The following is a 12,401-nucleotide window of genomic DNA, read 5'->3' on the forward strand; positions in this document are numbered from 1 at the left end:
GACGTTGACCTTTCTAAATCCGTTCTCGATGAAATCGATGGCATGGCCCTTGCTGCTGATTGCGTTGGGCTCCATCAATGGATTGCTCTTCGCCAGTGATCTGGACACCGCTGAACAGCTTTTTCGTGAGGGCAAGTACACGGAATCCGAGGTGGCGTCAGCCGCTCAAGTCGAGCTGGGCATCTGGAATGAGCGTTGGACCCGCGTGCTGATGCGATGCCAACTTGTCCAAGGAAAGTATGCGGAAGCGCTGGCGGTATACGAAAACGCTGTCAAACGCTATCCGACCAGTGTGACACTGCGGATGATGGGCATCGACGCGCTTCGTCACAGCGGTGGCACGCCGGAACAAATCGAATTGGAAAATGCTCGAACCTTTCAACTGCTTCAAAGCTCGACGCTTCGCTATGCGAGCCGAGACAACCTCATCGCGGCCGGTCGGTACTTCACGGCACAAGGTGAAGACGCTCGCGACATTTTGGAGTTATTCTACGACCGCGTTCGTGACTCCGATCCCAATTATCTCGAAGCCTACATAGCCACGGCCGAGTTGGCGCTTGAGAAAGGGGATTTCAAAGTCGCGGGCGATACGTTGCAGGCGGCCGAGCGTGTCGATGCTTCGGATCCGCGAACCGCCTATCTGCTGGCCCGCTCCTTCGAGTCGTCCGATAGCTCGATCGCGGACGCATCGCTGAAACGTGCGTTGTCCATCAATCCAAACCATGTTCCGAGCTTGTTGTTCCAAGCGGAATCCGCAATCGATCGCGAGCAGTACGAGGCTGCCGAGCGTTCGATTTCCGCGGTGCTCAAGATCAACGCCAAGCAACCCGAGGCATGGGCGCTTCGCGCCGTGATCGCACATCTCCGTGGAGAATATGACCAAGAAAAGGAACTGCGATCCAAGGCGTTGGAGACATGGAACCGCAATCCTCAGGTCGATTCACTGATCGGTGTCAAGCTTTCACAAAAGTACCGATTTGCGGAAGGAGCCGAGTACCAGCGCCGCGCGCTGACGATGGACCCCGGCTACTTGCCGGCTCAATTCCAACTCGCCCAAGATCTGTTACGGCTTGGAGAGAACGACATAGGGTGGCAAATGGCCAGCGGTGTTGCCGAATCCGACCCGTACAACGTGGTCGCCCACAACCTGACAACGCTCAAAGACCGATTGAACGGTTTTAGCGTGTTAGAAACAGAGGACATGATTGTTCGAATGGATCCCGACGAAGCACGGATCTATGGCGGCGCCGTGATGGAGTTGCTTCGCGAAGCGCGAAGCGTGTTATGCCAAAAGTATGAAATCCAGCCCGATGCACCGATTGCGGTTGAGATCTTCCCAGAACAAAACGATTTCGCCATTCGCACTTTCGGGCTTCCCGGAGGTGACGGGTACCTGGGTGTTTGTTTTGGTCGAGTGATCACCGCCAATAGTCCGGCCAGCCAAGGGGAACGCCCCTCTAATTGGAAGAGTGTCTTGTGGCATGAGTTCTGTCACGTCGTCACCCTCGAAAAAACCAAGAACCGAATGCCTCGGTGGCTGAGCGAGGGCATTTCTGTCTACGAAGAACGAGCCCATGACGCATCCTGGGGTGAGTCGATGACGCCAACCTATCGCAAGATGATGCTTGGCGATGAGTTGACACCTGTCAGCCAGTTGAGCGGCGCCTTTCTCAGCCCAAAGTCGCCGATGCACTTGCAGTTCGCTTACTATGAATCGTCGCTCGTCGTGGAGTTCATCATTGAAAAGTATGGCATTGAAGCTTTAAGGAAGATCCTCGTTGACCTGGGCGATGGAATGGATATCAAAGATGCACTCGGTCGCAATGTGGGCTCAACCGCCAAATTGGACAGCGAGTTTGCCGAGCACGCGAAGACTTTGGCGAATGCCTTCGGTGCAAAAGCAGATTGGTCACGCGATGGATTCCCAGAACGGCCTTCGCAGCAGCAACTGACCGATTGGCTCAAGACCCATCCACACAACTACTGGGCACTCACCACGGCTGCCGAAATGGCGATCGCGGCCAAACAGTACGAATTGGCGGCTGACTACTTGAAACAACTCGATGAACTGGGAACGTTCACTGGCGAACAAAACGGCCCCTTGGAACGGTTGTCGATCGTCTACAGGCAACTTGGCCAAGTTGATGCGGAACGGAATACGCTCTCGCGAATCATCAATCATTCAAGCGATGCACTCCCCTCGCTGAATCGTTTGATTGAATTGTCAAAGGCATCAAAGGATTGGAAGCAAGTCGCCAATTACTCGGATCAAGTGCTAGCGATTCAGCCGCTTCTTCCTGGCGGTCACCAATCACTTGCAGAAGCCGCCGAACAATTGGACCAGCCCGCTCGGGCTATCAACCCCTTAACCGCTCTGACCTACATGCAACCGGTGGATCCGGCGGGACTGCATTATCGACTCGCCAAAGCACTTGCCGATTCCGACCAATCGGATCAAGCAAAACACCATGTTTTGATTGCACTCGACGAGGCACCCCGCTACCGCGACGCACACCAATTGCTGTTGCAATTGGTCCACCCCGATGAAACACCCTCAGAACCACTCTCCGCCGGGATGGCCACCGACAAGGACACCCAATGACCCGATACCGTACCCTCGCTTTCGCATCTCTTTTGATTGGTTTGGCTGGCGTCACATTGGCTCAGCGAGGTCGCTGGTGGTCAAACCAAGGCATACAAACCGGTCGAGGAGGGGTTCCCGAATGGGAAGTCGACAAGAACTTCCCCGGCGATTTATTCACTTTTGTGCGAATCAAGTACGATTCGTACGGGGGCCGCGGCGGTGGCGGTGGTTGGGCAACCGATTACCGAGACAGCGACTTGAATTTCTCGTTACGACTGCAACAACTGACATCGTTGAAGGTCAATCCAGACCCGATCGTATTGGAACTCACGGATGAAACCTTGTTTGATTATCCGTTTATCTACATCATCGAACCGGGGAGTTTGGTCTTTCGCGAAGCCGAAGTCGAGGCGTTGCGGCAATACTGCATGAACGGCGGCTTCCTGATGGTGGATGACTTTTGGGGTGACACACAATACGAGAACATGCGTCGCGAACTCAAACGTGTTTTCCCCGATCGTGATCCATTCGAGGTGCCGCTGTCTCACGAAATTTTCAATAATGTCTATATCATGGACGAAAAACCACAAGTCCCCGCGCTCAATGCGGCGCGACGCGGCCGCGATGGACGAGTCGGATCATGGGAATGGTCGTCGGATGGCAGTGACACGAGCACACCGCATTATCGCGGCATCACCGATGACGAGGGACGATTGATGGTTTTCATCTGCCACAACACCGACCTGGGGGATGGCTGGGAAAAAGAAGGCGAAAACCAGTGGTACTTCGAAGAGTTTTCGGTCAAGAAGGCCTACCCGATGGGGATTAACATCGTGACCTATGCCATGACGCACTAGGATTTCCTCGCCTGAGGAGGAAATTGTAACCTAGGTTTTGGCGGAGCATTCGCAATCCGTTCACACCTAAGTTTCAATTCCATGGGTTATTCCGGTTATAACAGTACACGTCCGCGCTCGGTGTTGGTGATCCTTGGCGGCTTGATTGCTTGGGCATCGCTTGCCGGCGGAGTCATGATCGCCGCGCCCGAGTACCATCGCGCCATGACGATGTCGGCTGAACCGACCGAAATGACATGGCAACAGCTCGTTGACGAGGGCATCGGCAAAAGCAACTACATCCAATTGGTCGACGTCCAACTGAGCGGAAAGAATCCGTTCGATGTCTATGGTCAAATGTTGACGGAACTTGAGCAACATGGACTCGAGGGTACGGAGCAACACCTTCTTGATGTCGCGACGGAATCGGGCGTCTTCGAAGAAATCGCGTGTGCCGCGATGGAACCTGTAAAGGTTTACCCCAAAGGGGCCGATCCGATGACCGTTCCGATGCGAGTGGTTGTCCCACAACACCGCCGAGCGATGACGGATGCGCAGCAGCAAGTCCGAGAATCCGGAACGTTGACAGGACGGTTCACGTTGTCGGAGTGCAACAGCATGGGCGAGCGATGCGAACCTCGATACGAATTCGAATCCGTCGAGACCGTGCTGCCACTCCATCAAGCTCGTCAATACTTTTGGCTTGCCTTCATCGGCGTCGCCGTCGGTCTTGTGATCTGCGGTGCAGGCGGACCTTCGATCTACTGCTGCTTTTTCTTCCAGGGCCCATCCCTGCTCAGCTTGTTGGGCTACCCGCTTCGCTATCGACGCGGAAAATCGTTGACGCGAGTCGTTTACATCATGATTGGATGCAGTCTGATCAGTTATGGGTATCAAATCGGAATCGTCGAAGGCCATTTTGGTCGTGCGGATGGTGTGTTGTACAACGTCGCACTTGGTTTTCTGTGCAGCTCGGTGGGAACGGCGGCAATCCTGGGTGGCGTGACAAACTTCATCACTGGCCGTCTCCATTTTTCCTTCGAACCGACTCAAAACACGGTGCAACAACCCAAACTTACGTACGAACAGCTTTGCTCGGTGGCACCGCCTGAGATCAAGAAGCCTCGAGCTTATCGTGATCGCAAACTGGTTGAATCGGACGCGGTCAGCCTGAGCAGTCCATTGCAAGCGGTCGCCAACGGCCTTGCCGACGTTGGGTTTAGCGAACCGCATCCGGTGGCCTGGCAAGAGGACACGAAGTCGATCTGTCCCGTTCTGCTGCAACTCGGTTGCCGCGACATGGTCGTCGTCGATGCGGAGGAAGTCCATGGCGATCTACAAGTCCGAATGGTCAGCGTACTGCAGGATGGTCTTACGATCATAACGCTATCCGCTAACCTGCGCGTTGACAGCGATACCCGGTTCGGGTCCAACGGATTGTATTTGGTCAGCGAAAGCAACCATGCCGTCAAGATGCTCTCCGCACATCTAGAAAAAACGATCAGCAGTGCAGAAAAACGCGATACCGTCGTGGTCGAGTTGCAACCGACGGAAGTCATCGACGTCAGCCAACTTGGACGCCGCGTCCTGACCGAAATCCGCTCGCTATACGGCGAAGAATCGATCGAGGTCGGCCCGAGTCGCTATGGTCGCTTCCGTTTCCCTGCGGTCTCTGTCCCGATGCTGATGAACGCCTAACGCTACGTCGCTGCACGTCTCACGATCGCCTTCCGATTGACACAGCACCACCCGCAACCACGCAGCCAAGACAAGGCCAACAACATCGTCCCACCGATCAACATCGATCCGTAGAGCGAGACGGGCAATACCAGCCACCAATAGCCGATCAAACCGCCCCAGCCAAACATCTCGACTGCAAAAAAACCGTTGAACACGAAGGTCGCAATCATGGCGGGTAAAATGGATGCGAATGCCAAACGGTAGTTCGTCTTCTCGTGACGCAGCGTGGCCACCATCACTCCGATACAGACCAGGGACATCAACGTACCGGTTGCCCCAAAGAACAGAATTCCAACCATCACGCCGGGAACGTCAGCCGCTCCGAATACAGCAAAGCTGAATGCGGCAATCACGGTCAACTCGATGATGGACCGAATCCCCATCGGAGGCATGGGTTCAACCGATTCTCGCAGATGTGACAATGTCCAAGGAGTCCAAAACTGAACGACCACTGCCACAAAACCCGAACCCAACAATTGGGAAAACAACCCGGCCGAATAGCCTTCGACGAAATCCCCGTCGATGTTGCCATCAACCACCAGATTCAGAAGAACGACAAATAAGACGCTGCCGGGGAGAATCATACACACCGCGATCCCAAATCGGACCAACACCGACCCATACCAAAACATGGGCGTCACCACCATGATCGCAAACAACATCAACGGAGGTATCGCGATGGTTTGATAGATCAAGCTGATCATCGTAAAGGTAGGTTGCTGGTCAAAGTAGACCTCCACGATCTTCATCACGATGCTGGTTACGAAACAGACACCGCAAAGACCAGCCGCCAAACCGACGAGACCCAACATAAAACTTGCGGACGAGAGCGATCGGTGCTCGGCCAGCTCCAAGCTTTGCAAAACCCATGCGTCTTGATTGGCTGGCGAATCGTCCAAGCGACTGTCTTGGAAAAGGCCCTCAAACGCAAGTGGATTGCTCGTATCCATGCCCCTTTCGGATTCGCGTTGTTTGCGAAGCACCTCGGGTGTGTAGCAAAACGCTCCGATTGGATACACCACGTTGGCGTCGTCCTTACGACTGAAAAAATACCAACCGCAACCGCGAAGCCACTCGGTGCATACCCAGATCCCGACCAGCATCATCACCGCGCCATAAACCGACAAGAGGACAATGTAAGGTTGTTTCTGTTGAAGGTTATTTGTTCCGTACTCGTCGATGGCCGCAAGCGTATTGGCGAGGTACGAAACGACCAAACACAACAAAACGACGACGACCATCGGGCGATAGGTACTTTTCGATCGGCGTAGCAGCGTTGCCATCGAGGCAACCGTGATCAACGCGAGCACCATCGAGACGATCGACGAGTAGGCCGCAACATCCAAGACATCGGCAACGCGAACCGACGCAACGATCGCAAACACGAACGCCGAAATCCCCGTCAATTCAATGATCGAACGAATGTCCAGCGGTCGAATCGGATCCTCATGCCCACGAAACTCGGACAGCGACCACGGCGTCCACCACTGAAGCATTAGCGCGATCGCGCCGCCTACGATCAATTGAACGACCACCGTCATCAAAGCAATTTGTGGAAACAGAGGATCGTAGAATTTCCAATAAAACATCACCACGAATGCGAAGGTCGCAGGAATCAGCCCCGAGGCAACGGCGGCGAAGCGAACCAGAATCGATCCGTGCCACAACATCGCAGCGATGACAAAGAACGACAGCAGCATCACCAGCGGGCAAGCAACGGTTTGAAACAACGCTGCGCGAACTTCGTAGCCAACACTCCGTGGCAACATCGAGTCGATTGCATGAGCCAGCCCAGGGAAGACCGCCGCTACCACGATCAGCGCCGCACCAAGCCCACCGAGCCCCAGCAGAAAACTCTTCGGCCCGACACGCGGATCCACCGGCGGATCGGTGATCCGTAGCACCCAAGCGTCGGGTGGCACGTGGTCCTCCGGCATCGAAAAGTTTCGCAGCAACGCTTCTTGGCTCATCAAGGTTCCGTTTTTCAAGAGAAACGATTTGCGGGCTTGATTGCCGCTTTGCTGTTTCCGTCGTGGCCGATTCTAACAAGACTCACGGGTTAACGGGGGCAATCCGCTCCATCGACTCGATAGCGGGGCGCTTACCATTCTAGAGCAAGGCATTCAGACGGTGTGCGACGTTGACACAGATCACCCTCAAACTATAGTTCGACACTCGACTCTGGGCAGTCGCTGACCGGAACAGCCTGCCATGCTGCTCGCAAACGTCGTTTGCTTCTTATCGCTTTTCCAGAACGCCCAACCCTCATGCTCAATTTCTTTCGCTCAAAAACCGCAACGGCCAAGGATGATCTTCTCTCAGGGGTGACGGTTTCCCTTGCGCTAGTCCCCGAAGCGATCGCATTCGCCTTCGTTGCCGGTGTGTCGCCGATCATTGGCCTTTACTCTGCTTTTTTCATTGGCTTCATCACCGCCGTCTTGGGCGGTCGCCCTGGCATGATTTCGGGTGCAACCGGCGCCATGGCCGTCGTCGTAGTGGCTTTGATCGCAACCCAGGGGATCGAGTATCTGTTCCCTACGGTCATGCTCTGCGGGTTGATTCAAGTGGCCATCGGAACCGCTCGCTTGGGAAAACTGATTCGGCTGGTCCCCCATTCGGTGATGCTCGGTTTTGTCAACGGTTTGGCGATCGTAATCGGGCTGGCGCAATTCAGTTCCTTCCAGACCTATGACGCCGCAGCCGGTGAATTGACGATGCTTAGCGGAATGCCGCTCGTCGTCATGTTGGTGTTCGTTGCACTGACGATGGCGATCATCTGGTTGCTGCCCAAGTACACCAAAGCGGTTCCCGCGTCGCTGGTTGCCATTCTGAGCGTCACACTGCTGTCGATCGCAATCAATTCGGCAACCGCATCGAGCGGCGATAATCTCGTCGCGACGGTCGGTGACATGTTGAACACCAAAGCAGCATCCGTCGCGGAAGACCCCGCGAATGTGGCAAACGCATCGATCAGTGGCGGCTTGCCGATGCCGTTCTTCCTGCAACATTCCATCCCGCCGATGACACTCGACACACTTTGGATTATTTTTCCATTTGCCATCACCTTGGCCGGCGTCGGATTGATCGAATCCCTGATGACGCTCACGTTGATCGACGAGATTACCGAAACACGAGGTCGAGGCAACCGTGAATGTATCGGTCAAGGAGCTGCAAATATCGTTTGCGGTCTGTTCGGTGGCATGGGAGGATGCGCGATGATCGGCCAATCGCTGATCAATGTCAATTCCGGTGGCCGCGGCCGGCTGTCGGGCATCACGGCGGCCGTCTGTTTGTTGCTCTTCATTCTGTTTTTGGCTCCCTGGATCGAACGAATCCCTATGGCCGCCTTGGTCGGCGTCATGTTCATGGTGGTCATTGGAACCTTTGAATGGGCTTCACTTAAAATGTTCCACCGCATGCCGATCAGTGATATGGCGGTTATGGTGCTGGTGGCCGGATACACCGTAGTCATGCATGACTTGGCCTCCGCCGTGATCTTGGGCGTGATCGTCTCGGCACTCGTTTTCACCTGGAAGCATGCACTGCACCTTGGAGCGGACATCCAAACAAATGAATTTGGCAGCAAGATCTATCAACTCCACGGGCCACTCTTCTTCGCTTCGGTTTCTTCGTTCAAAGAGATGTTCGACCCGGCGAAAGACCCCGATGATGTGGTGATCGATTTTTACTACTCGCGTGTTTACGACCAATCGGCGCTCGAAGCGATCAACGTGTTGGCCGAAAAATACGAAGCGCTCGGCAAACGGTTGCACCTGACGCACTTAAGCCAAGAATGCCGCAGCCTGCTTGACCGAGCGGGTGACTTGGTCGAGGTCAATCTTTCGGAAGATCCGCAATACCACGTCGCTACCGATCGACTGGGATGAATCGGGAGTTTCAAAGCGGGTGTCAGTACGTGCTCGAGAAGATCACTACACGTGGCCCGCTGCCGGTGTCGCCGAGGTTCTTGCCGGAGTCGCTCATGCGACCCGATCGAACGATCTCGCCGCTCTTTGGATCGTAGATTCGCCAAGCATCGGGGATGTCCTCTCGTAGAACGCGGAGGCTGCCGCCGTTTTCCAAATAGAGAATCAGAAGCTGATTGGGTTTGAACAAAGATGGCCGGCCGTACGTGCAAGTGTTGTCAGGCTGAGCGCCGTCGATCGGAAGTCCGTCGAGAATCTTGCCTAGCATTCCTGCGTAAGTGGAACCTTCGAAATCGAGAGCGTCGCGCCAACTGCTCTCCGGTGCACGTGCCCAACCATCATTTAGTTCGGGCTCGCCCGGATGAACCCAATTCCAAAGGCTGCCTGCACCGTACACGATTCCCATGGTGCCCCCGGCACAGAGATTGCGCCATGCTTCGTGGCCTTGCCACCATCCCGCCGCTTGCCCCTTCGTTCCGATGTTTTCGTAAGTCGGCTCTCCGTTCGCTACGGCCTTGACCGGCATCTGGCAAAAATGCGCGGCAAGCCGATCCTGACGATGCTCGCCGCTGTGCCCCGTTTGGATCCACTGAAAATCGAGCCACTCCTTGGCTTGGTGAGCCTTGGAAGGCGCGTGCGGACCATAGTGCAATCCCGTGGGTTGATGGTACGCGTCCCATGCCTCGATTTCGCGTCCGCCCGGATCGATGCCGATTTCCGCCCCGCTGCCATCACCAAGGACCAACCAAATCGCTGGGTAGGCTCCGTAACGCGCCACAAGGTAGCGGCAATAGCGAGCATATTCATCGGGTGGAATGACCGGCCCGGCAACGCTCAACCCCTTCCAACCGAAGCCGTGAAAGACGGGCTGCCAAACCGGAGCAATTCCGCGTTCGGTCAGGATTTCGACCGTACGATCGAGATACTGAAAGTACTCGGCATTCAACTTGTTGATGTGGCCGGAGGGCAGGTCCTCGAAGCCTCTGGCGAAACCTGCGTGTTGAGTGCGGTCACGAGGGCCTTCCATCCGTCTGTCCGGCATCACCGACATCAAGAGCGCAGCGTTGAATCCTTTTGCCTGCCGATCCCTCGCATACACCTCCACCTGTTCATGCGTCGCACGCCAAGGGATTGCCCAAGGCGTATCCGCGACCATGACGGCGGAAGTACCATCGGCGTATTCCATCCATCGGCTGCCAGGCGGAATGCGCCAGAAGCCATGTTGACGGAAAGGGTTCTTTCCGTTCGGAGGCCCCGTCTGAAACGACCCTGACTGATCCCGAAGCCCACCGTCAGGAAGGCTCGAGTCACTCTTCCAACTCCATTGCCCCTCGTCCAACGGAGAAGCAAAGCGAACCTTGAACGACCTGCCCCCATCCCAGAAACCTGGACGCCGCAACTGCATACCGTCCTGATGCACAAAGTCGACCCAAAACTCGACTTCGGTGTAGGCGTTCGGATAGTCTTTTTCCGAAGTGAATTCAAGTTCGACCACCTGCCACGCGGGAACGTGCGTGGCAGCCATGGCTGCTTCACGAGACGCCACGCAGACAGCCCCAACAATCACAAGGACTACCGTTTGGAACACAACTCGGTTGTTGCTTGACATGTCACTGATCCTTGATTGTGGTCACCGTTACATCTTTGAACATAAACGGGTTATCGCTGAGCCTCAACTCCTTGCCACTGGCGGTCGTCACGTTCTTCAGGACGACTTCCTTGGTCCTGACGTAGGGGAATTTCTCTACGTAGGATGCGTCGGTGAACCTGCCATTGAAATTCGAGAAAATGGCTGGTCCGCGATAGTTCTCAGGGTGCTTGGTGTCGTCGATGTGGAGCGACTCGATGGTGATCCGCTGAGGCATCGAACAGGTGTAACCGAAGTCGTGCTGGCCGGAATTGGATCCGCCGATCAGACTGGCGCTGACCGGCTTGCCGCAAGCGGGTACGAAGACACAGTTGCGGAAAATAAACTCACCCCGCCACGTGCTGCCGTAGTCGGGACGCAGGTTGATCAGGGTCCTTCCGTAGATCGTGGTGTTCTCGACCGTGAAGGTCCCGTTGCCAATTGCGTTGATGCCCGCATGGCCCAAGGTCGAGTTGCGAAGGGTCGCATTGGCAACACCCATGTGGGCATCAAACCGCGAGAAGGTACAGTTGTCAAAAAGAAGATTCTTGCAGCAGTTCGATCCGATGATTCCCCAGTACTGGCCATCCTTGATGTCATTGGTCTGACTGCAGTTCACGAAGGACACATTTAAGGCCCGGTTGATCGAAATGTCATAAGTCCCCATGGAGACTTGAACGCCTGCTGCACCGATCGTCCGATACGTCTTGTGCCCCGTCAAAACCGTGTTGCGGACCATCACGTTGGCGCAGGTATCAATGTCGATGAACCCACCATAGGGTGCGCCGTGATCTCCTTCGCCGCGGATCCGGTGTTCCAGTCCATCGACAACGACATTCGAACGCTCGATGGCGATGCCGCGGTTGTAGTAGGCGTATTTCGACTCAGCGGCGTTGGCAATCGTGGTAAAACGTCCTCCACGGATGGTCAATGTCGTCGTGTCCATCGGGCGAGCGCTGATTTTCGTGATCGTGTCGAAATCCCAGACGATCGGTGTGTCCTTTTCGACCTTGCCGTCTTTGTCGACGAGGAACACATCCGTCTGTGCAACCCCATTGTTGCGGTTCGCTCCATAGCGGATGAAACGTTTGACCTTGCTGTTGGTGACACTGACAAGGCAACTTTGGGGAAACGACACGCTCAGTTTCCGCTGATTCCTCTTCAGTGAAGAGACTCCATGGGGTTCGAACGGCTTCAATGCTGATTTCACTAAGAAAACGTGGGCATTACGATTCTTGACGTTGGTGTCATCGATCAGAAAACGAGCGGAACCCAAGTCGGTGTCGGTCTGGATGACAGCCGTTTTGTCTTTGCCTCCGAGGTAGTACGTCGCACCCTCATCGGCTTTCACGGCAAGCCCATGCTGATTCGCGAACGCATGGGCTTTGCAGATGGCGTCGAGATCGTCGGTCTCGCCGTCGCCCCGGGCTCCGAATTCAGCATAGCGGACGACGGAATGCACATCCTTCATCCGCTGCGGGTGTTCATCATCCGCCGGCACCTCACGCAGGGGCGCCGCAGCCCCAACCGGCTGGCCGCACGCAACCATGCTGATCACGACAAGGCCGATCATGATGCGGAACAGGGGCATGCTGCGTCTCGCGCTCGTGCCGAGATTGACGGCCCTTAAAGCAAAACGTGGTCGGGTAGAGGATAACTTTCTCGTGCTTGTTCGGACCGATAAGAAC

The 12,401-nt window shown here is 55.4% G+C and carries 7 protein-coding genes; 4 read left to right on the plus strand and 3 right to left on the minus strand.

The genetic code is table 11. The annotated features are described in order from the left end of the window. Window positions 1–28: 28 nt before the first annotated feature. The 3 genes from Poly41_RS28790 (at window position 29) to Poly41_RS28800 (ending at window position 5,118) form a co-directional block, all read left to right on the plus strand. On the plus strand, window positions 29–2,602 hold the full coding sequence (locus Poly41_RS28790; RefSeq protein WP_231616029.1) for a tetratricopeptide repeat protein: 2,574 nt from the start codon (window positions 29–31) through the stop codon (window positions 2,600–2,602). Next, on the plus strand, window positions 2,599–3,441 hold the full coding sequence (locus tag Poly41_RS28795; RefSeq protein WP_146530831.1) for a DUF4159 domain-containing protein: 843 nt from the start codon (window positions 2,599–2,601) through the stop codon (window positions 3,439–3,441). Before Poly41_RS28790 ends, Poly41_RS28795 begins: the two co-directional genes overlap by 4 nt. Window positions 3,442–3,522: 81 nt before the next feature. Further along, window positions 3,523–5,118 carry a hypothetical protein gene (locus tag Poly41_RS28800; RefSeq protein WP_146530832.1) on the plus strand — a complete coding sequence of 532 codons (1,596 nt, stop codon included), beginning with the start codon at window positions 3,523–3,525 and terminating at the stop codon, window positions 5,116–5,118. 2 nt (window positions 5,119–5,120) lie between these two features. On the opposite strand, the gene Poly41_RS28805 is transcribed toward Poly41_RS28800, so the two are convergent. Beyond that, entirely contained in the window at window positions 5,121–7,130 is a 2,010-nt protein-coding gene (locus tag Poly41_RS28805) for a hypothetical protein (RefSeq protein WP_146530833.1), read from the minus strand. Window positions 7,131–7,427: 297 nt separating this feature from the next. Here Poly41_RS28805 and Poly41_RS28810 point away from each other — a divergent pair, with 297 nt between their 5' ends. Continuing rightward, window positions 7,428–9,047, plus strand: coding sequence for a SulP family inorganic anion transporter (locus tag Poly41_RS28810; RefSeq protein ID WP_146530834.1), 1,620 nt, complete (start codon window positions 7,428–7,430; stop codon window positions 9,045–9,047). Between the two features lie 22 nt (window positions 9,048–9,069). Here the strand turns inward: Poly41_RS28810 and Poly41_RS28815 are convergent, their stop codons facing one another. Together Poly41_RS28815 and Poly41_RS28820 are read right to left on the minus strand one after the other, a co-directional pair. Further along, window positions 9,070–10,695, minus strand: a complete 1,626-nt coding sequence (locus Poly41_RS28815; protein WP_197231762.1) for an apiosidase-like domain-containing protein — start codon at window positions 10,693–10,695, stop codon at window positions 9,070–9,072. A gap of 1 nt (window position 10,696) precedes the next feature. Beyond that, window positions 10,697–12,304 (minus strand): hypothetical protein, encoded by a 1,608-nt coding sequence (locus Poly41_RS28820; RefSeq protein WP_197231763.1) that lies wholly within the window; start codon window positions 12,302–12,304, stop codon window positions 10,697–10,699. Between the last annotated feature and the right edge of the window lie 97 nt (window positions 12,305–12,401).

The organism is Novipirellula artificiosorum, from assembly GCF_007860135.1.
GTDB classification, from domain to species: domain Bacteria; phylum Planctomycetota; class Planctomycetia; order Pirellulales; family Pirellulaceae; genus Novipirellula_A; species Novipirellula_A artificiosorum.